Origin of the sequence: Photobacterium sp. GB-36 (assembly GCF_003026135.1) — a bacterium.
Taxonomy (GTDB): Bacteria; Pseudomonadota; Gammaproteobacteria; order Enterobacterales; family Vibrionaceae; genus Photobacterium.
This window is the reverse complement of the sequence record NZ_PYNY01000001.1, coordinates 14922-40880: the sequence shown is the minus strand read 5'-3', so window position 1 is coordinate 40880 and position 25959 is coordinate 14922. Positions and strand designations below refer to the sequence as shown.

At 39.2% G+C, this 25959-nt stretch carries 23 protein-coding genes; 9 read left to right on the top strand and 14 right to left on the bottom strand.

All coding sequences use genetic code 11. The features are described 5' to 3' along the window. Positions 1-22: 22 nt before the first annotated feature. Positions 23-1858, bottom strand: coding sequence for an Hsp70 family protein (locus C9J46_RS00185; protein WP_107290345.1), 1836 nt, complete (start codon positions 1856-1858; stop codon positions 23-25). Continuing rightward, entirely contained in the window at positions 1858-2526 is a 669-nt protein-coding gene (locus C9J46_RS00180) for a DUF2760 domain-containing protein (RefSeq protein WP_199188044.1), read from the bottom strand. Before C9J46_RS00180 ends, C9J46_RS00185 begins: the two co-directional genes overlap by 1 nt. Before the next feature lie 455 nt (positions 2527-2981). Here C9J46_RS00180 and C9J46_RS00175 point away from each other — a divergent pair, with 455 nt between their 5' ends. Next, positions 2982-3338, top strand: a complete 357-nt coding sequence (locus C9J46_RS00175) for a YajD family HNH nuclease (RefSeq protein ID WP_005367488.1) — start codon at positions 2982-2984, stop codon at positions 3336-3338. Positions 3339-3417: 79 nt separating this feature from the next. Here the strand turns inward: C9J46_RS00175 and C9J46_RS00170 are convergent, their stop codons facing one another. Beyond that, positions 3418-4503, bottom strand: coding sequence for a site-2 protease family protein (locus tag C9J46_RS00170; protein WP_107290344.1), 1086 nt, complete (start codon positions 4501-4503; stop codon positions 3418-3420). A gap of 79 nt (positions 4504-4582) precedes the next feature. Then, entirely contained in the window at positions 4583-4876 is a 294-nt protein-coding gene (locus C9J46_RS00165; protein ID WP_107290343.1) for a helix-turn-helix domain-containing protein, read from the bottom strand. A 364-nt stretch (positions 4877-5240) separates the two neighbouring features. On the opposite strand from C9J46_RS00165, the gene C9J46_RS00160 reads away from it, so the two are divergent. Beyond that, on the top strand, positions 5241-6167 hold the full coding sequence (locus C9J46_RS00160; protein ID WP_107205889.1) for an LpxL/LpxP family Kdo(2)-lipid IV(A) lauroyl/palmitoleoyl acyltransferase: 927 nt from the start codon (positions 5241-5243) through the stop codon (positions 6165-6167). Between the two features lie 227 nt (positions 6168-6394). Further along, positions 6395-7327: an LpxL/LpxP family Kdo(2)-lipid IV(A) lauroyl/palmitoleoyl acyltransferase gene (lpxL, locus tag C9J46_RS00155; RefSeq protein ID WP_107290342.1), complete on the top strand. Its 933-nt coding sequence runs from the start codon at positions 6395-6397 to the stop codon at positions 7325-7327. A 102-nt stretch (positions 7328-7429) separates the two neighbouring features. Here lpxL and C9J46_RS00150 read toward each other — a convergent pair whose 3' ends face one another. The 5 genes from C9J46_RS00150 to C9J46_RS00130 form a co-directional block, all read right to left on the bottom strand. Beyond that, on the bottom strand, positions 7430-8176 hold the full coding sequence (locus C9J46_RS00150) for a YdiY family protein (RefSeq protein WP_107245305.1): 747 nt from the start codon (positions 8174-8176) through the stop codon (positions 7430-7432). 114 nt (positions 8177-8290) lie between these two features. Continuing rightward, positions 8291-8917 carry a DNA-J related domain-containing protein gene (locus C9J46_RS00145; protein ID WP_107290341.1) on the bottom strand — a complete coding sequence of 209 codons (627 nt, stop codon included), beginning with the start codon at positions 8915-8917 and terminating at the stop codon, positions 8291-8293. 139 nt (positions 8918-9056) lie between these two features. Beyond that, positions 9057-10346: an HAAAP family serine/threonine permease gene (locus C9J46_RS00140; RefSeq protein WP_107205893.1), complete on the bottom strand. Its 1290-nt coding sequence runs from the start codon at positions 10344-10346 to the stop codon at positions 9057-9059. Positions 10347-10939: 593 nt separating this feature from the next. Beyond that, positions 10940-11422 carry a YajQ family cyclic di-GMP-binding protein gene (locus tag C9J46_RS00135; protein ID WP_005367504.1) on the bottom strand — a complete coding sequence of 161 codons (483 nt, stop codon included), beginning with the start codon at positions 11420-11422 and terminating at the stop codon, positions 10940-10942. Positions 11423-11569: 147 nt separating this feature from the next. After that, entirely contained in the window at positions 11570-12628 is a 1059-nt protein-coding gene (locus tag C9J46_RS00130; protein WP_107205894.1) for a 3-deoxy-7-phosphoheptulonate synthase, read from the bottom strand. A 339-nt stretch (positions 12629-12967) separates the two neighbouring features. Here C9J46_RS00130 and C9J46_RS00125 point away from each other — a divergent pair, with 339 nt between their 5' ends. Beyond that, complete coding sequence (locus tag C9J46_RS00125) at positions 12968-13852, top strand: putative PEP-binding protein (RefSeq protein ID WP_107290340.1); 885 nt, start codon at positions 12968-12970, stop codon at positions 13850-13852. A gap of 97 nt (positions 13853-13949) precedes the next feature. Here C9J46_RS00125 and C9J46_RS00120 read toward each other — a convergent pair whose 3' ends face one another. The 3 genes from C9J46_RS00120 to cra form a co-directional block, all read right to left on the bottom strand. Continuing rightward, positions 13950-14324, bottom strand: coding sequence for a hypothetical protein (locus tag C9J46_RS00120; protein WP_107205896.1), 375 nt, complete (start codon positions 14322-14324; stop codon positions 13950-13952). A gap of 118 nt (positions 14325-14442) precedes the next feature. After that, positions 14443-15492, bottom strand: coding sequence for an FUSC family protein (locus C9J46_RS00115; protein ID WP_107205897.1), 1050 nt, complete (start codon positions 15490-15492; stop codon positions 14443-14445). Between the two features lie 140 nt (positions 15493-15632). Next, positions 15633-16616 carry a catabolite repressor/activator gene (gene cra / locus C9J46_RS00110; RefSeq protein ID WP_107290339.1) on the bottom strand — a complete coding sequence of 328 codons (984 nt, stop codon included), beginning with the start codon at positions 16614-16616 and terminating at the stop codon, positions 15633-15635. Between the two features lie 306 nt (positions 16617-16922). On the opposite strand from cra, the gene fruB reads away from it, so the two are divergent. The 3 genes from fruB to fruA are packed head-to-tail and all read left to right on the top strand — an operon-like array spanning position 16923 to position 20783. After that, a complete protein-coding gene (fruB, locus tag C9J46_RS00105) occupies positions 16923-18041 on the top strand; it encodes a fused PTS fructose transporter subunit IIA/HPr protein (RefSeq protein WP_107286958.1) in 1119 nt (372 codons plus the stop codon). A gap of 11 nt (positions 18042-18052) precedes the next feature. After that, the gene (gene pfkB, locus C9J46_RS00100) at positions 18053-19003 is read left to right on the top strand and encodes a 1-phosphofructokinase (RefSeq protein WP_107290338.1); all 951 of its coding nucleotides are present in this window, start codon (positions 18053-18055) and stop codon (positions 19001-19003) included. A gap of 40 nt (positions 19004-19043) precedes the next feature. Further along, entirely contained in the window at positions 19044-20783 is a 1740-nt protein-coding gene (gene fruA, locus C9J46_RS00095; protein ID WP_107290337.1) for a PTS fructose transporter subunit IIBC, read from the top strand. Between the two features lie 103 nt (positions 20784-20886). Here the strand turns inward: fruA and C9J46_RS00090 are convergent, their stop codons facing one another. Both C9J46_RS00090 and C9J46_RS00085 read right to left on the bottom strand, forming a co-directional pair. Then, positions 20887-22254: a DEAD/DEAH box helicase gene (locus tag C9J46_RS00090; protein ID WP_107290336.1), complete on the bottom strand. Its 1368-nt coding sequence runs from the start codon at positions 22252-22254 to the stop codon at positions 20887-20889. 121 nt (positions 22255-22375) lie between these two features. Then, positions 22376-22657, bottom strand: a complete 282-nt coding sequence (locus C9J46_RS00085; RefSeq protein WP_173425657.1) for a hypothetical protein — start codon at positions 22655-22657, stop codon at positions 22376-22378. Between the two features lie 342 nt (positions 22658-22999). On the opposite strand from C9J46_RS00085, the gene C9J46_RS00080 reads away from it, so the two are divergent. Both C9J46_RS00080 and C9J46_RS00075 read left to right on the top strand, forming a co-directional pair. Next, entirely contained in the window at positions 23000-23890 is an 891-nt protein-coding gene (locus C9J46_RS00080; protein WP_233217601.1) for a sulfurtransferase, read from the top strand. 152 nt (positions 23891-24042) lie between these two features. Beyond that, positions 24043-25920, top strand: coding sequence for an ATP-binding protein (locus C9J46_RS00075; protein ID WP_233217600.1), 1878 nt, complete (start codon positions 24043-24045; stop codon positions 25918-25920). Positions 25921-25959 lie beyond the last annotated feature (39 nt).

Sequence of the window (25959 nt, the reverse complement as noted above, 5' to 3'; positions counted from 1 at the left end):
AAGATGCGCCGTTAGTTCGATATTAGCTTTCGCGAACGTCGAATTCTACCTGCCATTTCTGACCGTTATCAGTCGAAATCGCTTCAAGACAAAGTGTCCCTAATTCTGTTACGCGTGATGCTAACTTAACAGGAACCACTTCACCTACGGTACGGCCATCAGATACTGGCAGTGTCATTTGAATCGATGGTAATTCTTCCATCTCTTCCGGTTGCCACCAATCAAGATGAGTACCAGCAACATCGTCACGGCGTACTGTAGAACCGAAGAACTTGAACTGTACGGGTTGGCCAATGATTAAGCCAAACTCTTGGCTTGGTACGTTAGCTTGAGAGCCTTCTTCCATACCAAATGGTGCGACACATAGTGCTTCAAGTGGTGGTTCCATACCTGGGATTGCAGGCATAGCACTTTCGATGCCGACATAGTAGCTACTTGCGATACCGCCACGGATACGAACGCCTTTACCTTGACGAACAGAGCCGTAGTAGGATGCGCCGCTTGCAACCGCTAAATCAAGATCTAAACCTTGAAGTAATTTTGCTGGCTCTGAACCACCTGTAGTTAACCAACTATTAATGATACCCAGTAGGCGATCAGATAATAGATTTGATTTTAAAACACCACCGTTGAACAAAATTGCAGTTGGGCGGATGAAGCCGTCGTGCATTTGTTCAAATTGTTCAAAAAGCTCTTCAACTGCTTGGCTTTGACGGCTAAGGAAACTTGCCACATGGCGAGAAACCGCCGCATCTTGTGCGTAAGGTAAGCCCATTTGGGTTAATGCGCCACGTGGAGCTTGAACTGGGTGCTCTTCAACAGATGTTTGTGGGAAGAAACCTTCAACAAGTGTCTGTTGCACTTCTTCTTGAGTCAGTTCAGTTTGAAGTGTGCCGCCAAGTAATTTAGAACCTCGACTAGGAACAACAATTGGCATTGCTTGTAATTCAGCATCATTAAGTAATGCTTCTTTAGCATCACGACATGCATGCGTAATCGCTAATACTTGCCAAGGTTGTAGCTGTTTGCCTTCTTGCGCTAGCTTCATTTTTAAACGATAAGCCAGAGCTAAGTCCATATTGTCGCCACCCAGTAGGATGTGATCGCCAACCGCTACACGATTCAGAGTAAGGTTGCCGTCTTCTTCAGTGACAGCGACTAACGATAAATCTGTTGTACCACCACCGATATCAACCACAAGGATAATATCGCCAACAGACACTTGATCACGCCAGCTTTCATCGTTGTTTTTAATCCAGCTATATACTGCCGCTTGCGGCTCTTCAAGCAACGTAAGGTGCTTAAAGCCAACATTACGTGCTGCTTCTGCGGTTAAATCACGCGCTGCGGGATCAAACGACGCTGGGACAGTAATCGTTACGTCTTGATCAAAAATAGGCGTTTCAGGATGCTGGAAGTTCCATGCATCAGCCATGTGCTCAAGATATTGTTGTGTGGCTTCAAGAGGTGATACTTTGACCACTTCTTCTGGGCTATTTAATGGTAAGAATGCATCACGACGGTTTACGCCGCCGTGACATAGCCAGCTTTTCGCACTAGAGATAAGACGGATAGGAGTCTTACTGCCTAATGAACGTGCCATTGCCCCCACAATCGCATTCGGTTTTGCATTCCAAGGAAGTGCAGTATCACCTTCAGCCAGTTCAGATTCATGTGCTTGATACATGAACGATGGAAGCTGGTTCTTTTCTTCCACATTACCCGGATTGGTTAATTGTGGGATGGGCATAACCGTAACATCAGCGTTCTCATCTTGAAGATCAACATAAGAGAGTACGCAGTGTGTTGTACCTAAATCGATACCAACGCTGTAACGGTGTTGTTGTGTGTCTTGCATTATAATTCTACCTCAGCGGCTGCGATGATATGTGCATCGTGGCCTTCTGCCAATTTAGGCAATTTAACTTCTGTTACTTTCCAGCCACGGTGGATCAAAGTTCCGTTAAATGGTGCTTCACCAACCACATTACCTGTTAGGCGAACTTCAGATGCGTTGAAGCCTTGTGGCAGGGTAATACGTGTCTCTTCTTCTTCAGTGCGAACTGGCGCAAAACTGAAGTATTCATTTAATACTTTATGACCGCCTTCGTGAATAACACGTGCTGCGGCACCGATATCGGCGTCAGCATAGCCTTTAAGATCTTCTTGCATGAAGTCGATAAAGCGCGCTTCTTGTTGAAGCAGAGAAAGAAGTTGTAATGCAGCATCAGGGGTCGATGTTTTTAGCTTAGGTTCAACTTCAACCTCAACGATTCTTTCAACAACTTTTTCAACTTCGACAATTTTCTCGACGGGTTTTTCGATAATCTTTTCTACGATTTTCTCAACCGGTTTTTCAACTTCGACGATCTTCTCTACTTCGATTTCTTTTTCGATAATCTTTTCAACTTCGACTGGCTTGCCTTTTTTCGTGAGGTACATAACCAATAGAATTAGAACTAGAGCGCCTAACCATGCGTGACCCATGTCGATAGTAGTTGGCACTGCCGACAAATCAACGTGCATCTTAGAAAAATCAAAAGCCATATTTGTTTACTCTTAGCGGTTAAAGGGCGATTCGGTTAAATATTAAGTGTGAATCAGCTTCAAATAATTAGTCGAATATTAACATAGACGTATGCAAAAGATGCCTACTAGAGCGTGTTTTTTTGCTTAAAAGCGAGAACAAACGGTTTCTTAGCCTAATTTGCAATCAATATATTACGTTAAATACTAGTGTATTTAGCGTATTTGACACATCGATGTTCTGACATGTAGTTAAAATGGGGATGGAGGGTGACGTTTTCAAGCTAACTGATTGTATTAAAAAGATATGGCTTAAAATTCGATAACAAGGTCATTAATCTTAAAAGAATTGCTTGATATAACCACTTTGGTGGTGGTTCAATACAGCAAAATTAGTACTAAAGCATAATAGTTCTTAAGTGTATGGGCTGTTGTGTTAGAAGATAGGTCAAGATATGTCATCTGATTTCTACGGCACCAGTGCCGCTTATGCACGTAAAGAAGCGGGTTACCGTGAAAAAGCATTAAAAATTTACCCGTGGGTATGTGGTCGTTGTTCTCGTGAATTTGTATATTCAAATCTCCGTGAATTAACCGTTCACCACGTAGATCATGATCATACTAATAATCCAGAAGATGGCAGTAACTGGGAACTACTTTGTTTATTCTGTCACGACCATGAGCATGAGAAATATACTGATGCGGATAACGGTCAAAGTAGTGTTATCCGTGCTGGTGAAAATGAGCATGAAGCTGCTACGTTCAACCCATTTGCAGATTTAAAAGCAATGATGGAAAAAGGCAAAAAGTAATAACTTGCTTATGCCAGCTAGAAAGATAAAAGGGACGATAATTCGTCCCTTTTTTGTTTCTGTCGTTTTGAAATATCTATTAGGTGCCTAGAATCTGTATTGGCAGGCTCAGTAAGGTATCGCCCATACTTGCAAAGTACCAAATAATTGCCATTAGCGAGGAAACAAGGCCGACATACCAAACGAAAGAGAAAATCTGTCCATAGCGATCAAGTGGAAGCAAATGACTATGATGGCGCTGTTTCCATTCAAAAACGATTTCAATACAGCCCATGATAAGTAAAAAACCAAAGAGGGTTAATCCTAGTTTATAGCTGAGAATGACACCACCAATAGCCGCGCCGGCACATAGAATAATGCCAAGCTTACTGTTCATAGAAAAGCTGATACTTTTCAGTACATGTCCACCATCTAACGGTAAAATAGGCAGTAGATTGAATAAATTCAGTAAAGCATTAAATACCGCGAGACCTGCAAAGAACATCTCGCCTGTGATCCAATAGGCAACCATACAGATCAAAGACATGATCAAACCAAAGAGCGGTCCCATAATAGAGATAACCACATCTTGCCAGCGAGTATTTATTTTCTCATCACTTAGCGCAAGCCCACCAAGAAAAGGCACAAGATAAATACCTTTGGTTTTCATACCAAAATATTTCATGGCACGGACGTGACCGTATTCATGAAAAACTAAACAAGCGATAAGTGCTAAAGCAAACTGAAATGAGAAAAGCCAAGAATAGGCAGCAAGGCTGGCTGACGCTAATACCACTTTGATCAGCTTGGCACTTTTTAATGCCTTCATACCGAGCGAGACTAGACCAATTATGCTGAATCTTCTTTCTGCAACAATTGGTGTATGAGGCGTTTGGCGCTCTATGTCTTTTTCGTTACGCTCACCCTGCGCGATAACTTGGTTATTCACTTGCGCTTGGTAACTGATCAAAAAAGGTTGCCATGAAAGATTACCTGATAGCTGGCATTCAATGGTTTCATCGCCATTTTGAAGCGCAAATTGGTGATGAAAATTGTTATTATCTGATGCTGAAGCATCTTTTTGTGAAACTAGCGTGTTGTCCCAGAACAACTGTTGCCAGCCTGCAAGTGAACCTTCTAAACGAAGCGGTTTACCTAAAAAGTCATCTAGTTGAAGCAGTTCCAATGCGTTACCTGTCTATCTAAGGTGAGTGAGAAAATTATACGGAAAAAAGCACAATGTTATAGCGTAAATGTGTAACGAGTTATGGATAATCTAGTGCTACTTTTATCTGTTCAATATTCTGGTTAAGCCAGTCTTTATTAATCGCTCCCCATTGTTCAATGTTGTAATGGCCTGTTTGATGTCGCTCACCCTTGGTTTGGGTAAATTGACAAATAATATCAAGTTCAATCAAGCTCTTGATAGTATCTTGTGCAGTACGGCGAGGCATACCTGAAAAGGCAATAATTTTAGGGACATTATTAATGCCATTTTCGATTAAATAAGCGATATAAAGACGACGATAAAAACTCGATTTTGTTTTGCTTAATTCCATATACAGATTCCGTTGAGCTGAAAAATTATCCTAGGGGATAAGTCAATAAACTTATGTTCTATTTTTGTAAAAATTTAAACTTATTACAAAATGAACTAATACCTTTAATTATGAGCTAATTTTAAATAATAAACATTTATTTTTTAATTGGTTAACGAATTTTTAAATAAAACCAACTTACAATAATGATTCTTTTAGTTCGATGTTATGAGTAAATATTGAGATGTATATCAAATGAATTAGGGGAAATAATTTATTTACAATATTTTACTACCTCATTAGTTGTTAACCGCTTATTATGTCCGTCTACATGATTATGCGTTCTGTTGTCTTTTTGCACGATAGGAGGCAGAAGGCTATAAATATGACAAAAAATAACACTCCAAAATTTACCCTATCTCTTCTTCATCCCCGTTATTGGGGGACGCTTATTCTCGTTGGCGTAATGTATCTGCTGAGTTGTCTTCCGTACTCATGGCAATTAACGATGGGTAAAAACATCGGTCGCCTAGCGATTAAATTGATGAAAAAACGTCGCCGTACAATTGAGCGTAATTTAGAGCTATGTTTTCCTACGATGCTGGAAGAAGACAAACAACGTTTAATTGCAGAAAATATCGATAATACAGGTATGGGGCTGTTTGAAACTGGCATGGCATGGTTTTGGTCTGATGAACGCGTGAATCGCCATGTGACAATTGTGGGTCTTGAACAAATGGAACAACTTGCCAAAGAAGGCAAAGGCGCATTAATGGTTGCTGTGCATTCAATGAATCTTGAATTAGGTGCGCGTGCGTTTGGCATTAAAATGTCAGGTATGGGGGTTTATCGTCCTAATAGTAACCCTTGTTTTGATTACTTTCAGTATTTAGGTCGTTCACGCTCAAACCGTACTTTGATTGATCGTAAAGACGTAAAATCAATGTTGCAGGCATTAAAAACGGGTGAGCGAGTATGGTATGCACCCGATCATGATTATGGTCGTCGTCGTTCAACATTTGCGCCATTATTTGCAGTAGAGCAAGCGTGTACAACAACAGGTACAAGTTTGTTAGTTGATAATACTGATTGCGTTATCGTACCCTTTACTATGGTAAGAGACGATAAAGGGCATTACACACTAACCTTACGTAAAGCGGTTGAAGGGTTTCCGAAAAAAGATCCTGATGCAGCTGCAGCCTTCATCAATAAAATTGTTGAAGAATCAATTATGGCTGCGCCTAGCCAATATATGTGGCTACATCGTCGCTTTAAAACTCGCCCAGAAGGGCAAGAATGCTTGTATAAATAACCTAAGCTATCTGATTAATACTTTGAAGCCTGCAAATATTGCAGGCTTTTTATTTTTCAAAATCTTAACGCAAGCTGTCTATTTGCAATGATGATCACACTTGAGCTTGCAACTATTCCACAACTCAACATAAAATACTGTTACTAACTGCTTAGAAATACTATCAATATAATTAGAAATTTATACTTCACTAAGCAGACATACATTGTAACGGGATTATCGTCGCTATGAGAAAGTTCACAGCTCCAACGTTTACTTCATCTTTTTTACATCCTAGATATTGGCCTGTTCTGATATCTATGGCAGTGATGTATTTAATTAGTTGGTTGCCTTATTTTATACAATTTCGCTTAGGTCAAAATGTTGGACGTTTAGTAATGCATTTTATGCGTGACCGACGTAAAACGATTGAGCGTAATTTAGAGTTGTGCTTTCCAGATATGGATATTAATGAGCGTAATAAGCTTATTAAACAAAATATCGATAATACTGGCCTAGCGTTATTTGAAACCAGTATGGCATGGTTTTGGCCTGACTTACGGGTTGAGCGCCACGTTAAGGTTGAAGGTTTAGAGCATGTTTATAAGCTGCAAGAACAAGGAAAAGGGATCTTGTTAATTGCTGTTCATTCACTGAACCTTGAATTAGGTGCGCGTGCTTTTGGTTTACATACGCCAGGTGTCGGCGTATATCGTCCTAATAACAATCCATGTTTTGATTTCTTTCAATTTAAAGGGCGTGTCCGTTCAAATAAACATATGCGTGATCGTAAAGATTTAAAAGGCATGTTTCAGGATTTAAGACAGGGTGAAATACTGTGGTATGCACCCGATCATGATTATGGTCGTGGCCGAAATTCCACATTCGCACCTTTATTTGCGGTAGAGCAAGCGTGTACAACGACAGGTACCAGTTTATTGATTGATAATACTGATGCGGTGCCATTACCTTTTGCGATGATCCGTGATACTGATAGCGGTCAATATACGTTGAAAATATTTCCACCTTTGGAAGCGTTTCCACACAACGACCCAGATGCCGCTGCGGCTTATATTAATAAAGCGGTAGAGCACTCTATTTTGGCAGCACCTTCGCAATATATGTGGTTACATCACCGCTTTAAAACTCGCCCAGAGGGTGAACCATGTTTATATAAGTAGTTAGACAAAGATAGCGAATATATAAAGAGAGAATAGAAATGCCGAAGGTTATTATCTTCGGCTTTTTTATATCTAACCTAATATTTTCTATCAGGGAAAATATTAAAAGTCGTAAGTAATACTGACCGTACTGTATATCTCATCGTTACTTTTATCACTTGCTACTTCTGTATTGTAGATATATTGGGTATCTAACATGAGTGCAATATGATCAATTAATCGGTTCTTTACAAAGGCTTTTACATCATAGGTTGTATTTGAACGACCATAGTCAATATTACTTTCAAGCCCAGCAGAAAAAGTCGGAGTGAACTGTTTTTTTGCGCGCAAGAATACATTGGCAATCATGTTTTTTTCAGTTTGATTTGGATAATCGGGATCATTTTTTTGGCGACGACTATGACGATAACCCGGACCACCACCAACCGTTAGTTTTGTTGTTTTGGTGTTATAAAATTTGTAGCCTAAACCGGTCGAGACAATATATTCACTGTGGTATGTGCCAAATTGATCGTGGTTATAGGTATTACTTAAATAAGTAAAAGAATGAGGCCCGATAGCATATTCATTTTTTAGTGCTATTTGGTATTTATTAACACCATCTTCTTCTTTAGTGCTATCGGTATAAAAAGAGCTTAATGATAATTTATTCGACCAATTATTTTTATCGTAATTAAAATCAGTACCGGAATTTAACGACATAGAAGTGTTGGTCGTTTTTGAATAGATAAAGCCCAGCTTTGCTGAACCATCAAAGGCTGGGGTACTTTGTGCTGTATTGGATGACGTTGTTGCGAAAGCCATCTGACACAAAAGGGGGGAAAGTAGCAATATAGAGTATCGTTTCATTGTCTCGCAGCCAAAAATAAATGTCGCGGACAATGTAGGTGATGAAGGTTAATGTGCTGTCAGAACTGTGTGATAGCTATGTGTGAAATATCAGTCGTATGATTATCAGTGTCGCTATCTATTCTTTAAGTAATTAACTAATCGTTGGTTAGCGTTATAAAGTAGTTTGAATTTCTCACTATCACCATTTTCACGATCAGGGTGCCATTGTAATGCTAAACGACGCCACTGTTTTCTGACTTCCGCTAGTGATGCTGTATTGGATAAAGAAAATAAATCAAAATCATCATCAATGGATGTCGTGGTAATATTAATTGGCTGGTTATTAATATGTTGCTGGTATCGTCGCCAAAAAGAGCTCAGTAGTTGCTCTATCGCATCGCCATTAGCATGATAGTTCTTCCAGTCTAAATAATACTCCCGTAGCGGATCTTCTTGTTCTATATGATGGGTCTGATAAACAATATTAAGCAGTTGAATATCCATTGCTTGAACTTGTAGCCACTGTTTTGGAAACAATAAAATCTGCAGTTGGTAGAGTGCATTCATTAATAAGAAATTACGTTTGAAGAGATCCTTATTGCTGTCACTATCAAGCGTATCTAACATTTCTTTTTCACGTAATGCTTGGCTAAGGGTGTGGATCATCCAGTTTTTTGGTTGGTGTTGCAGTAAGGACAGGATCGGCCAAATAAGCGGGTTCTCGTGTTCGAGTTGAAAATCAATTGGCTGATTAGTCATTGGCTTCCCAATATTTAAGTCATAAAAAATGGCATACGTTATGATTAATGTAGCAAATTTTTAACAATATTGAGAGTGGTAAGAGTTAAAAATAAAAAAGGCTAGCACTAAGCTAGCCTTTTAACTCATTGTTTATACATTATATAAATAATGAGTAGAAGATTGCAGAGATAGAAACAAGGCCGATAACCGTCACAAATACATTGCTGATTGCGCCTGAGTATTTCTTCATGGATGGTACTTTTTTGATTGCGTACATTGGCATAATAAAAAGCAACATCGCAATAATAGGGCCACCTAAGCTCTCAATCATACCGAGAATACTTGGGTTTAGTGTCGCTACAGCCCATGTTGTTACTAGCATAAAGATTGCTGTAAAGCGGTTTAGTGCTTTTTTTGAGATCTCTTTATTCTTATCACGAGTAACTTTGATTACTAAACCATTTAGGCCTTCACTGGCGCCTAAGTAGTGGCCAAGGAAAGACTTAGTAATTGCAATAATTGCTACAATCGGCGCAACGTAAGCAATGATCGGTGTATCAAAGTGGTTCGCTAAGTAAGTTAGAATAGATACGTTATTTGCTTTAGCTTCTGCTAGATTTTCAGGTGATAAGCTTAATACGCAGCTGAAAACGAAGAACATTACGGTTAATACCATCATAATGTGTGCACGGGCTAGAATACGTGAACTTTGACGCTCTGCGTTTTCGCCGTATTCTTTTTGCTTAGCGACAGCAAATGATGAGATAACAGGTGAGTGGTTAAACGAAAAAACCATTACCGGTAAGATTAACCATACAGCAAGCATTACTGAGTTTAAGCCACCGTCTGCTGGGATGATGTTATGGAAGATAGAGTCATTCCAGTACGGTACAAGAAACAGTGCCAACATTAATAATACAGCAACGAATGGGAATACTAAGATACTCATAGCCTTAACAATTAATTGCTCACCTAAACGAACAATTGCCATTAAACCAAGGATCAATACTAACGCTAAAATTGCACGTGCTGGTGGCTCTATACCTAACTGGTTAAGCATAAAGCTTTCAACTGTATTTGTTAGTGCAACACTATAAACTAATAGAATGGGGTAGATAGCAAAGAAATAAAGTAATGTGATCACTTTGCCCATGCCCTTACCAAAATGCTCTTCAACAACTTCTGTAATATCAGCACCCGGATTCGAACTTGATAACACAAAACGTGTCATCGCACGGTGGGCAAAGAATGTCATTGGAAATGCAAGAGCGGCCATTACAAGTAATGGAATTAAACCGCCAACACCCGCATTAATGGGTAAAAATAGAGTACCTGCACCCACGGCGGTACCGTATAGGCCAAGCATCCATAATGTATCACTTTTGCTCCACCCTAATTTTTTGTTTTGTGCAGAAGTCGTCGCCGTTAAATTTTGTGCGGTGTCCATAATGGACATCTCCTTTATAAGTATTATGTTTAACTTTCAAAGGGCTGAGTTATTCTGATCTTCCTTGGTCGCATACGCGAAGAGCAACAGATAAAGCTTCAAAAAATAAGAAGTAGTGAACGTGCGATTTGATGGTGAAATATAGGATATATACTCTATATTCAGTGACGGGTCCGTTGTCGATCTTGTGTTTCCATACTTACATCAAGCAAGTTATAAACAATGTCTGCTGTGATTCTCTCTTATAATAACCTTGTAAATAGTCCCCTTATCGAAGAGCGCGCATTATAGGGGAAAAAACTTGGGTTCAACAAATTTTGCAGAGAAAAAATTTACGTTTGCTTAAAAAGCATGCAAGTGCGTTAACGTTATATTAATAACATTATTATGTAGTGATAATGGTAGGGGTTTTATGTCATAAGAGTGTATATATTGGATAAAATATGCAATTTGTATGATTAAAATGACTTTTAAACTATATTTTTGAATAATGCGTCTTGAGTATATTTTTTACAATATTATTTTAATCCATGCAAAAAAAGTTTAAAAAAAGGAAGGCAAAGAGCCTTCCTTTTTTAACTATTTGGATAAAATCAGTCGCGGAAATTATCAAACTGGAATGGTTGGCCTAACTCTTGTTCACGCACCAGTGACATAGTCGCTTGTAGATCATCACGCTTCTTACCCGTTACGCGCAGTTTCTCACCTTGGATAGAAACTTGAACTTTCAGTTTAGCGTCTTTAATCGCTTTCACTAATTTCTTCGCGTTTGTGGTTTCTACGCCTTGCTTAAATTCAATATTTTGAGACGCAGTTTTACCTGAGAAAGTGACTGCTTTACGCTCAAGCGCATTAGCATCAACACCACGTTTAGCAAGGTTACTACGTAAAATTGCAACAATTTGGTCTACTTGGAATTCAGACTCAGATGTGATTTTTACGATTTCTTTATTTAATTCAATGCTTGATTCAACATTACGGAAGTCGAAACGCGTGTCTAATTCACGCTTTGAGTTGTCTACCGCATTCTTGATTTCTACGGAATCTACTTCTGAAACAATATCAAAAGATGGCATGTTTATGGCCTCTTATCATAAGTCTAAGGGAATATTTCCCATCTACATTAACACGAATAGTATACCGTTTATTAATGAAGGAGAAGCAATCTATGCCTCTCTTTCTATCTCGGTATTATATATCATCAAATTGTTTTTATTGATATTTTAGCGTTGTGCTGTTTTAACAGCATCCGCTAGCATATCGAGCATCTTAAGCGTGTCTTTCCAATGAATACAAGGGTCAGTAATAGATTTGCCGTAAACAAGCTCATCAAGTTTGTTTTCAATAACCGCTTGATTCCCTTCTTCAATAAAGCTTTCTGCCATGATGCCCGCAATTGAATGGCTACCATTTTTCAATTGTTCACAAATTTCAGCAGCAACATCTAATTGACGTTTATGCTGTTTTTGGCAATTACCATGACTAAAATCGACAATTAATCGCTGTGGTAATTCAAACTCGGCTAATGCCTCACATGCTGTTGCGATGTCTTCAGCGTGGTAGTTTGGCATTTTACCGCCACGTAAAATAATATGACCGTAAGGATTACCGGAAGTACGGTAAATTGTCATTTGTCCATTTTTTGCCGGTGAGCAGAAAAGGTGAGATTCACGTGTGGCGCGAATAGCATCAATCGCAATTTTGGTATTACCGTCAGTGCCGTTTTTAAAGCCAACTGGACATGACAGGGCTGACGCCATTTCACGGTGGATCTGAGATTCGGTAGTACGCGCACCAATGGCTCCCCAACTGATAAGGTCAGCAAGGTATTGACCAGTGATCATATCGAGGAATTCAGTCGCAGTAGGTAAGCCTAGCGAGTTAATATCAATTAATAGTTTGCGTGCTTTTTTTAAACCAGTTGCTAAATCTAAACTGCCATCTAAATGTGGATCAGTAACTAAACCCTTCCAGCCAACAACAGTGCGTGGCTTTTCGAAATAGGTACGCATTACGATAAACAATTGGTCTTTATATGTTTCTTGTACAGCAACAAGGCGTTTCGCATAATCAACTGCGGCATCGGTATCATGTATAGAACATGGCCCAACAATCACCAGTAAACGGGAATCTTGACCCGTTAAAATTGCTTCAATCTGTTTGCGAGAGTGGTCTACATGCGCCGCAATTTCATCAGTCATTGGTGATGTTGCTTCAATTTCAGCAGGAGTTGGCATCAAGCCTAAACTCACGGTGCGAAGTTCATCTGTTTTCATTGGCATAATATGTTTGCCTACCTTGGGGATCTCTGTAATAACACCGCTAAGATATCCCAAAAATCGATTTTAATAAACCAAACTTGTGATATCACTTAGCTTTCTAACCATCCTATGACTACGATTGAAAACTAATGATGATTTTGTAATCAAGAAATGATCGAACTTTAAAGTTTGATTGATATGAATAAGTTATCAGTAATTAGCTTTAGTTCTTGCCTCATAATTCAACACAAAGTAAGGTCGATATACAGCAATGGTGTTTAATGTATTTTTGAATACACAGGGTTTAGATGACGATTTATTTAAATACTCGTCTTATTAACAAGGAAGTATTGGTGTTTTATGACAACTGAAAATGAATTAACGTTAACTGCAATGTTGACGTCATCAGTGCAGTTAACTGGACTTGAAAGTGGTGAGGTGGGGATTGTCTCACTCGATGATCTTATTGCTCATGATATTGGTGTTCACCCTTGTGCTGTTACAAAGCCTGAATCACTTTCTACTGAAACGACAGCGGCTATTTTTGATGCGCTAGAAACCGATAATCAAACGCCTGTCGCTGAGTTATTTGTAACCAAACTTAGCCAGTTATTAATTGCAGCGGCAGCCACACAAGGTGATGCGCCGTTAAAAGTATGTTTAACCAGTGATAACTCATATTCTCGTAGCCATTTATTAGGTGCGGAAGTAGAGCCAGACGAAATTAACCCAGCAATGGGATTACGTGGTGCATCTCGACTAGGTCATGCCGATTACCGAAAAGAGTTTGAGCTAGAATGTGAAGCGATTAAACGCGCACGCCTTGATGCGAAAAATATCGAACTTGTTGTACCGTTTGTTCGTACGTTCAGTGAAGCGGCAACAGTGATTGATTTATTGGCTGAGCAAGGATTATGTCGCGGTGCTGATGATTTAAAAGTCTTTATGATGTGTAGTGTCCCTTCTAATGCATTATTAGCAGAAACATTCTTGCAGTATTTTGATGGTTTTATTGTTGATGTTGAGCAATTAGCGCAATTTACTCTTGGTCAAGATATTGAGAATACATCGCTAAACTACATGTCGGATGCACAAAACGACGCGCTACTTTTGTTAGTGAAAATGTTATTAACCTCGGTTGGAAACTCGAATAAGCCGTGCTTGGTATACAGTCGTTTTATTGAAGACTCACCACGTTTTAGTTCATGGTTACAAGAGCAAGGTGTCACTCACGTTATATGTTGAGCTAATGCTAAATAGCTAGTGCTATAGAATTAAAAACGGCATGGTTAATTTTAACCATGCCGTTATATTTTGTATTTTATAAAGAAAATAGGCTGAATTAATCCATTTCTTGCATAGCAGAAACAACAGAAGGATCGTTGATTAGGTTAAATAACAAGCTTTTTGCTGAAGCGCGTTGAGCGTCAGATAAAACTTTTTTCGGGTTTTCACGGGTTAGCGTCAAAATACTGGTGACAAATTTACTGTTCGTACCTGAGAGCTCATAAGCAAAGCGTAATGTATCCATTAATTCTGCTTGAGGTAGGCTATAAACGGCCATTTCACAACTCAAACCATCCATAGCAAGGAAGTTGTTTACTATTTCTTTCTGCTTAGCATTAAACTTTTGTTTGGCTTCAAAAGCATCAATTAAAGCCTGTACTCGATCGGCGATGGCTACAGGTACTTCCATTGTTTTCGTTTTATGAGTCATTGCTGATTCTCCCGACATAGCTGTAAATATATTATTGAGTCAGTTTACGTTGTTGTTTACCGTTTGGCATTTCTTTATTTAGACATAATGCAAGTGTCAAAATTGTTATCAAAACCGATTATTCACCATTCGTATCATCATGATAAGGTTTTGTATTCTTAATTAATTTCAATTGCACAATTAACTCATCTAAACGATAAACCAATTGACGTGTTAGCCATAGATAACCATAAGGGCCCAATAAAATCGAGTCTTTTGGTTGTGATATTTGTAATGCCATCTGTTTTAGTTGATGAATGTCCGGCAGTTCAATATTAAGATCTTTATCATCGGCTAATTGATTTAAAATCAACACTATTTGCTGCTGATAGTTTTTCAATCCTGTTTGCTCTAATAACTTACGGCGACCGATATCTGAGCTCCAATGGGTTTCGATGAGTTGTTCAATTAAGCTAATCATTGAACTTTGAATCGTTACAATCGCTTTATAGTGTCCTGTTGACTTTGGGTTTTCCTTTTGTACATTCGCCAGCAAACTAATCATTTTTATTTGGCGTTCATTCACTTGGTTTTTGATCCGCGCTAGGATCTTAATACTTGGTATATGGGCTGATGCATGTGCTTGATAAAGCTGACGTAAATCATGCATGTTTTGATTAAATAGCATATCCCATGAATATTTAGCGCGAATAGGGAAGAGCATTGAAAAAGACATCGCGATCAAACTACCAATAATGATATTAGTGACTCGCCATAATGCAACAGAGACTTCTTGGGCACTGTTACCTTGATATGCCACGATGATCAGCGTCATTACGGCTAAGAAAAAGATATATGTATTTTTACCATGTGACTTAAGCGACAGTAAAAAACACCAGGTTAGTATCCAAATAGGAATAAATGCAACGAGGTTTTGTGGAAAAAAGACAGTAACTAAACCTAAAATGGCGCCGAGTAATGTCCCACCTACACGTTGAAAGCCTTTTTGTTTGATCACGCCTGCATAAGGCTGCATTAACACCACTGCGACTGTGACTGGTCCCCACATTGAATGAGGTACTGGAATAAAGTGATAAAAGACCAAGCTAAATGCGATAGCCATAGTGACACGAAGGGCATGAGAAAATTGTGCGTGCGTTAACAGCAAATTTTTAAAACGAAGATACATAGCGTGCCATAAAGTTAGGTAATTACTTGCTGTGATTATGCGATTAAAATCATAGTCTATCCACCTATTTATGTGTTGTAGGTATCGAGTATCTAACGGGTTACTAAAAATTATGCTGTTATTTTGTAGTGGATACTTATTTATCGGCGGATCACTTTTCTTGGTACGACTTCAACGCCTTGCTGATAATGACCTTGAATTGCAGAGAGGGCGAGTTGTAGCGCATGATCAGCAATTAAATCGAATTGCTGTGGGAGTGATTGGATTTTATTGGGTAAAAAATCAAGTAATCGATTATCACCAAAGGTTGCCAAGTATGTTTTTGCCATTACATCGGGATACTTTAACAAACAATCTAGAATACCCTCAAACAAGGTATAAGAAGTGGCAAGGATAGCTTCAGGAAAACAGTTTTCATCAAGCCATTGTTGAGCAATTAGTGCACCATGGTGTTGGCTAAATTGCTCACCATAGGCAAGGCTAACATTCATTGTTTTAGGGTGATTGTTGATTGCAGCTTGAAAACCTTGCTCTCGCTCAATAGAAACACCCAGTTCCGCAACGGCGCCAATTAAGCCGATCGATGAAATAGGTTGATCTAATAATGCGTTCGTTAATGCATAGGCACCATCAAGATCTTCACTGATAACGGATGCAAAGTATTCGTCATCTAACGCGCGATCAATGGCGATAACAGGGGTACCTTTTGCCTGTACTTTTTTGTAAAACTCATTATCAGCAGGAAGGGCACTCGCAACAATAAGTGCGTCTAATTTACGACTTAATAATAGATTTGCGACGTCTACTTCAGTGACAGGATCATCATCACTACACGAGATAATAACTTGATAACCTGCAGTTCTAGCATTCAATTCTAGTAACTTAGCAATCTTTGCATAGCTCGTATTGTCGAGATCGGGGATGATCAAACCTAGCGATTGACTACTTCCTGCACGAAGGGAAGACGCCGCGTGATTGGGGCGATAATTGTGCGCATTAACCACAGCGAGGACTTTTTGTTGTGTCTTGTTACTGATTCGATATTGCTCAGCTTTACCGTTAATAATATAGCTAGCTGTGGTTCTTGATACACCAGCAAGTTTGGCAATTTCATTCAATGTCATCAGTTGATACTTCCATTTAAAGCTGTTTGCGCAGCGCGTTTTGCTATAAATAGCAATTCCTATCCTTATTTCATAACACTAGATATAGATTTAAGGCCAATTTGTGCGTCTCATCATAGATCTAATAATCGCTATGCGTTGATCAATTGTAATTTAAGCTGAAACGATTCAGTATTCAAGCTGAAAGGTTTCAGCAGAATCTATAGGTATAAAATGTTCCCATAATTCGACTGAAACTTTTAATTTGCCCATTTGCTGAAACGATTCAGCCAATATGAATAAGATTCGATACTATCGGAGTTAGAGATGTTGTCATTATCAAAACACGATATTGCTTTGCGTAAATCAGCAAACAATAAACAAGATGCAATCAAAGTACTGGCATCAGAGTTAGAGTCAGAAGGCTTAGTTAAAACGGGATACGTCAATGGTATGTTGGCGCGTGAAGCCCAAAACTCAACCTATCTTGGTAATGGTATAGCGATCCCACACGGTACAACAGAGACGCGAAATCTTGTTAATAAAACAGGTGTAAAGGTTCATCATTTTCCTCAAGGCGTAGACTGGGGCGAGGGGCAAACTGTTTATTTAGCCATTGGGATCGCTGCTAAATCCGATGAGCACCTTGAGATTTTAAAGCAATTAACCAAAGTGCTGTCAGCAGATGGTATCGATGAGAAATTAAAGCGTTGTGATTCAGCAGATGAAGTTATTACGATTTTAATGGGTTCAGAGCAATCGGAAGCAGAATGCAATGCTCAACTTGTTTTAAAAGATTTTCCAGCAACTGATTTATTACAGCTAAGCGCGGTTGCTGCCGGTTTAATAAAGCATCAAGGCTTTGCGAGCAAGCAAATGGTGGCGGATGTTGTCGCAAAAGAGCCGAGTTACTTAGGTCAGGGATTGTGGTTAATAAGTTGCAATCAAGAGGTTGAGCGAACAGCGATTGCTATTGTGACACCATCAGTAATCTTTGAAGAGCACAATCATCCAGTTAAAGGGGTAATTGTTATTGCGGCGAAAAACAGTAGCTATATTGCCAATATTGACCGACTTACTCAGCTGATTTACAGCCAAACGGTTGATGCGTTTTTGTCATCAAGCCCAGAGCAAATGTGTGCAGTGCTTTCTCAAACTCAATTAGAAGGCAATAGCGCAATATTTACGATTAAAAACCCGCATGGCTTACATGCTCGTCCGGGGGCAATGCTGGTTAATACCACCAAGAAGTTTGATGCAGATATACAAGTCGTTAATGTTTCTGGCGGCAGCAAAGCGGTTAATGCAAAGAGCTTAATGAAAGTGATTGGGCTTGGTGTTAAATGTGGTAACGAATTGAAATTTACAGCCAGTGGTAGTGATGCTGAACAAGCACTAACGGCGATCGGACAAGCTATTGCCGATGGTTTAGGCGAGAAACTTTAAGGGTGAAAATAATGAGCGAAACAGAAATTAAACCGTCACTTAAAGTTGTCGCCGTGACGTTAAATCCTGCCTTGGATCTAACTGGGCACCTATCATCTCTTACTGCCGGTACGGTAAATGTGGTGGATTCAGGTTCACTTCATCCAGCAGGTAAAGGCGTTAATGTTGCAAAAGTACTCGCGGAATTAGGTGCGGAAGTAACGGTAACGGGATTATTAGGCCGTGAAAATCAAGACGGTTTTTGTCAGTTATTTGAACAGATTGGCGTTACTGATAAATTTGTCAGGGTCGCAGGCGCAACACGTATTAACGTTAAATTGGTTGAGCAAGATGGGCGAGTCAGCGACATAAACTTCCCCGGTGTTGAAGTAAATGCTACTGACATTGCGAAATTTGAAGCGACATTATTTGAACTGGCAAATAGCCATGATGTTTTTGTTATCGCAGGTAGTTTACCCCGTGGAATTTCAACCCAGCAATGTGCGAAATGGATTGAGCAACTTCAACAGCAAGGTAAGCAGGTGTTGTTTGATAGCAGTAAAGCGGCTTTTGCTGAAGGGTTAGACGCAAAACCATGGTTGGTGAAACCGAATGATGAAGAATTAGCGGACTGGGCAAAATGCGAATTACACAGCGATGAAGAAATCATTGAAGTGGCAGAGCAGCTTACTACTAAAGGCATTGAAAATGTAGTGGTGTCACTGGGTGCGAAAGGAGTGATGTGGCGCAATCATGAAGGTTGGTTACGTGCCGAGCCGCCTAAAATGACGGTAGTTAGTACTGTTGGTGCAGGTGATACCTTAGTTGCAGGTATGTGTTGGGGGCATCTACAGCATTGGACAAAATCAGAGACATTACGTTTTGCAACGGCGCTATCAGCGTATGCGGTCACACAAGTGGGTGTTGGCGTTGATGATATAAACGCAGTCAAAGCAATCGAAGAAAACGTTCAGCTTTCATAACAACATAAAAATATAACGTGAAAAGTGCAGAGGTCGAATAATGAATATTAGTATTATTACCGCATGTCCAAGCGGTATCGCAACAAGCTTAATTGCTACCGGTTTACTTGAAAAAGCCGCCGCCGAATTAAAATGGCAAGCCAATATTGAGCGCCATACATCGTTAAAAGCAACCAATATGCTGACACAACTACAGATCGAACAAGCTGACTGTATTGTGATTGCCGCTAATGAAAATCTCGCCATTGATGAGCAACGTTTTATTGGTAAGCGAGTATTTCGTGCAGATGTTACCGCTTGCATGGAAAACCCAACCGCGTGGCTACAAAAAGCGGTTGAATTGGCATCAGAACTGACGGTTGAAAGTGTGGCAACTCAAGCGATATCGACCAAGAAAAAGATTGTCGCAATCACCGCGTGCCCAACAGGTGTTGCGCATACGTTTATGGCAGCTGAAGCGCTAGAGACCGAAGCTAAACGTCAAGGTTATGAGATTAAAGTTGAAACACGTGGTTCAGTTGGTGCTAAAAACCAGTTAACAGCCGATGAAATTGAAGCTGCTGACTTAGTGATTATCGCCGCCGACATTGATGTCGACTTATCGCGTTTTAATGGCAAAGCACTGTATAAAACCAGTACTGGATTGGCACTAAAGAAAACAGCCCAAGAAATAGAGAAGGCGTTTGAACAAGCAACGCCTTATACACATACCGTTAAAGAAAATAGCGAGAAGAAAGAAGAAAAAGCAGGCGTTTATAAACACTTAATGACAGGTGTATCTTACATGTTGCCATTAGTTGTTGCCGGTGGTTTGTCTATTGCACTGTCGTTTGTTTTTGGTATCGAGGCATTTAAAGAGCAGGGCACATTAGCGGCGGCCTTAATGAAAATTGGTGGTGAATCTGCCTTTGCATTGATGGTTCCTGTATTAGCTGGCTTTATCGCTTTCTCCATTGCAGATCGCCCAGGCCTAGCACCTGGCTTAATTGGCGGTATGTTAGCAAGTGCGACAGGTGCGGGATTCTTAGGCGGTATTGTTGCAGGTTTCCTCGCAGGTTACAGTGCAAAATTCTTAGCCGAAAAAGTGAAACTGCCACAATCAATGGATGCATTAAAACCTATTTTAATCATTCCGCTGGTGGCGAGTTTAATTACCGGTCTTGTAATGATCTACATTGTTGGTGGTCCAGTATCGGCAGCAATGGAAGGATTAACCCACTTCCTAAATACAATGGGCTCTGCAAATGCTGTGCTTTTAGGTGTGATTTTAGGTTGTATGATGTGTTTTGACCTTGGTGGGCCAGTGAATAAAGCAGCTTACACCTTTGGTGTGGGTTTATTAGCGTCACATACTTATGCGCCAATGGCTGCGGTAATGGCTGCAGGTATGGTACCAGCAATGGGCATGGGTTTAGCAACGTTCCTTGCAAAACGTAAATTTGCAGCAAGTGAAAATGAAGCGGGTAAAGCCTCTTTCGTATTAGGTTTATGCTTTATCTCTGAAGGTGCGATTCCATTTGCAGCGCGCGATCCTATGCGTGTGATTCCATGCTGTATGCTAGGTGGCGCATTAACAGGCGCATTGTCGATGTTATTTGGTGCAAAACTAATGGCTCCACATGGTGGTCTGTTTGTACTGTTGATCCCTAACGCCATCACACCGCCACTACTTTACCTTGTTGCAATTATTGCAGGTACATTAGTAACGGGTATTTCTTACGCGATATTAAAGCGTCCAGAGCAAAACTCGGCAACAGAACTAGATACAGCAAAAGCGTAATATAACGACAGATATAAAAATGGCGGGATGTATTGAATACACTTTATTAGAAAGTATATTCAGTCCATCTCGCCATTTTTTTGCTTAAAATTTAACGTTGTGTTTACTGAGCAGGTTTCGCTTTATTTCGTGGGTTACGTGGAATGCCCGTATCACGATCAGTAATTGGTTTACGACGTTTAGGCTTAGTTGATTTTGTATTTTCACCACGTGGTGCATTGCTTTTCGAGCGTGTATCGCGACGAGGTTGACGCTCAGAATTTTCGCTATCACCGTCACGAGATGTCATTGGTTTTTTAAACTTAGGCTTATAGTTTAAAACCGAAACCGGTACGTCTTTTTTCGGTACAAAACCTTCGATTTCTTTACGTGTGATCAAATGACCAAGTAGGCTTTCAATCATGCATAGATTTTTAAAGTTATCGCGTGAAACAAATGAAATCGCTTCACCCGATGCTCCTGCACGACCCGTACGACCAATACGGTGAACATATTCTTCTGGTGGGAACGGCAGATCGTAGTTAACAACACGAGTCAGTTGCTCAATATCGATACCACGCGAAGCGACGCCAGTGGCAATAAGATATTGCAATTTACCGTTTTTAAAATCTTCCAGTAATTGAGAACGTACGGCTTGGCTACGACCACTGTGGAAAGACTCAGCGGAAATGCCACGCTTTTCTAATTGGGTAACCAGTTTTGCTGCACCATGTTTAGTTTCGATAAAGATTAATGCTTGATCCCACTTTTGTTCTTGGATCAAATGGCTCAGCAGTGCTGATTTCATGTCTTTATCAACAGTAACAAGCCATTGATCGATTTTTGGATCAGCAGAAGCATCTTTTGCAACTGAGATTTCAATGGGATTACGCACCGCTGTTTTTGCAAGAAAGCGTACTTGATCAGAAAGCGTTGCAGAGAACAGCATGTTTTGACGATCAACAGGTAAACGCTCAACAATCTTATTAATGTCTTCAATAAAGCCCATATCTAACATACGGTCAGCTTCATCAAGTACAAGAATTTCAATGGCATCAAAGTGGATTGCACGCTTAGTGTACATATCTAATAGACGACCGGGAGTGGCGACAAGAATATCGACACCTTCAATTAAGCGACGTTTCTGTGGTTCGTAATCAACCCCACCGTACATTGCCATTGACGTTAAATTTAAGTGCTTACTGTATTGCTTAATATTGTCTTCTACTTGAACGGCTAATTCACGTGTAGGCGCAAGAATGAGTGCACGTATACGTTTTGCGCGAACTTTGGTGCCATCATCTAGCATTTGTAGAATAGGCAGTACAAAACTGGCGGTTTTACCCGTACCTGTTTGTGCTGCTGCCATCAAGTTTTTACCGGTTAGTGCAACAGGAATGGCTTTTTCTTGAATAGGAGTAGGAGAGGTGTAACCCATTTCGGTTACGGCTTTAACGATAGAATCGTTTAATCCAAGCTTAGAGAATGGCATGTAGAATCTCAAAATAAATCATTAAATAGCTAATGCGGCGCACTAACTAACGCAAATACGTACATATTATACCACGCTTAACAATCAGCTGTATGTAGTCAGGCAGAGAAGACAAAAGCAACTAGTTACTAATGATGTTGTTTCTCACTAATGCGCGGCGGACATTATTACAAAGTTTGCCAAATCGACGGATCTCATCAAATTGCGGTGTTTCACCTCGTGAAATAGCGGATTCCCAATAGGTTAAATCAGTATCAACGAGCTCTAACAATTTTTTAGGACAACCGACGCATTTGTTATCAGGGCCACAGACAAACGTACTTTCATCATAAAGAGGAAATTGTTCTTTTACTTGGCTGATTATACTCAACATCGCCGTTTTACGGTCGGGCTTCTTATTCATCATAAAGACTTCCGATAAAATAATATTCTAAAACAGCATAAAACAAATATCTATTGGTAATCATCCTATACTTATGAAAGGTAATAAAACGAAGATATAGATAAATATCATATTGATATAAAACACTATTTTTATTCAATGATTATGTCTAAAAAATTAGCCATAAAGCGCAAATATGCTTTGCAAAATGCATTTTGAGAATAACAGTTTTAATTAATAAGACTTAATTACCTGATAAATCAATAAGTTGCCTGTTTGATAAATTGGCTGGTTAATTGCTCTGTTTTTAGGTAAGTCACTTGATTGTGTGTTGATAAAATTCAGTATTGCAGGGTGATAAGGATGGCAAGAATGATTCAAAGGCGAGATCTCTCGAAATTCGTAGCATCTTTTATGTTTATGACTTGGGCGTTATTGAGTAGTAATGCCTTTGCACAGCAAGATATGGTCGCAGAGCCTGATTGGTTAAAAGCGCAGATTGCAGATAAACAGCCTGTTGTGATTTTCGATGCCCGTGCGAAAGAAGATTATGATAAAGGCCATATACCTACCGCAATCAGTTTTCCTGTGGATGATACTTACGTTATCAAAGACGGTGTTTATTACGTTAAAAATAAGGTCACTATTGCCCCTCTTTTACGTAAAAAAGGGGTAACAAAAGACACCAAGATAATTGTTTATGATCAAGGTGAGCTTATGCATGCGTCACGCTTATTTTGGGTATTAGAGCTATATGGCGTGAAAAATGTCGCCATACTCAATGGCGGATTGAATGCATGGCAACAACATAATGCTTTGTCCCAAACAGCAAATAGATTACCTAAGTCTGATTTTGTTCCTGTCTTAAAATCGAATATTTATGCGAGTACGACAGTAGCAAAAGTCGCTGTCCATAACCCTAATTATGAGCTTTATGATAGCCGCACATATGATGAATATTTAGGGAAAAAATCCGTGACTGATAAATATGGTCGAATACCTAAAGCTAAATATATCGAGTTGAATGAGTTTTTTACGACTAATGCAGATGGTCAAAAAATCTTAAAACCTAAATCAGAATTGTCTGACATATTAAGTAAATTAGATAATAACAAGAAAACAATTACATACTGTAATAAAGGTACGGCTTCAACGTTATCTTATTTCTTATTTAAACAAGCTGGATTTAATGTCGCTCATTATGATGGTTCATGGTTAGATTGGTCTGCAAAAGGACTACCCATAGAGAAGTAATATTATCTAAAGGGTTAATGATGAAAAATAAATTGGACGATAATTGTCTTAAAAATGGAAAGAATGAGCGATTAAACGCCAAGATATCACATGATATTGATGTGCATCATTTGTACCATAAAACGAGTTTATTCAGTAAAATAGCGCTGGTAATGAGCAGTGTTCTACTGTGTGTGATGTTAACCGCGCTATATATTAGTTATTACAATAATACCCAGCGAGTCGTCAAAGACATTAAAGTAATGATGAATACCTTTTCACCATTAATCATTGATGCCGCTATTTATAAAGATACAGAAACATCGATAGAATTAAATCGCTCATTAGAAACCCATAAAAAAATACTCTCTTTATCATTGTATGATTTAGATGGGGATTTAATCCATTTTTATGAGAAGAATGATGGCAACACTTATACACCATTAGCACAAGCCCCTGGTTTATCTATTTATGATGGGAACTATACCCTTACTTATCCAGTATCTTTTAATGGCGATAATATTTTTAATTACGTTATATATTACAGTTCGGCTGACATTATTCGGACGATATTAATACAGCTTTTTGTTTTTATTCTCCCGTTCTTGTTTTTTATTATCTTTATTTTAGTGTACATGTACCGCAAAGTGACAAGACCACTAACGTTTTTGATTGGTCAACTTCCTAAAATTGGTTCGGGTGGTGTGAATATTGCGGAAGTTGAAGATGCAGAAGGGGAGGTGTCATTATTAGCCAGTGAATTAAAAAAAGCTGATGAGTGTATTTACAATACGGAAAGCAAGCTACAAGGCTTAAATAGAAAATTACGAGAGCAGGCCAACGATTTAAGCGAAGCAATAAAAATAAAAGCCGAATTTATGGCGAATATGAGCCATGAAATAAGAACGCCAATGAATGGAGTCCTTGGCTTTGTACAATGCTTAGAAGAGCGAAATTTAGATCAAGAATCACAACGGCAGATTGGTTATATCAAAGAGTCGGCTTATTCATTGTTAGTTATTATTAATGAAATATTGGATTACTCTAAACTAGAGTCGGGTAATGTGGAATTACACATGACGCCATTTAATTTAAAGCCGTTTGTGCATAGCTGTGCGACTCCATTTATCCATCAAGCCAAGATAAAAAAAATACAATTATCAACAGAAATAGGTGAGGGGTTGGCAGATAGCTATACTGCAGATGAAGGTCGATTAAGACAAATTCTGATTAATCTTATTGGTAATGCGGTTAAATTTACCCATACAGGCTCTGTGACATTAGTGGTTGAAAAGCGAGAACCGCCTGAGCAGCAGTGCGAAGAATTAAAAAAATATAACGATAAACATATTCAATGGCTGCGCTTTAAAGTGAAAGATACGGGGATTGGCATTGCTGAAGAAAAACTCGCATTTATCTTTGATTCTTATACCCAAGCTGATGGCTCTATTTCTCGCCAATTTGGTGGAACAGGGCTTGGTTTATCTATATCTAACAGCTTATGTCGATTAATGTCAGCAAAATTACAGGTAGAAAGTACGATTGGTAATGGCACAGAGTTTTGGTTCGATATTCCACTAAAACAATCGGATATTCAGAGAAATGAAAATGGCGAAGATCATGCATTAATCACTAATCTTAGCATGTATGAAGATCGTAAGATTTTAGTGGTTGAAGACAGTATGGTAAATCAACAATTAATTAAGGCATTTTTAACCGCATTTGGTTTGAAAAACATCACCATTGTTAATGACGGGGTACAGGCGGTTGAGTATATGATAGAAAATACCGCCGATGTGATATTAATGGATTGTCAAATGCCTAATATGGGGGGATTAGAGGCGACAGAATTAATTAGAAAGATGCCGTCAATGTCTCGACCTATCATCATAGCCTTAACAGCAAACGTCATGGAGGAAGAGAAGAAACGTTGTTTAAGTGTCGGTATGGATGATTATGTATCGAAACCGATTGAAAAAATCATGCTTTATAAAAGCTTACTACGTGCATTTGATAATGAACATGGTGAATATTGGGCTGCCAATATTTAAAAAATTATCCTACCTATTAATACTGCCTATCAGTCTAAT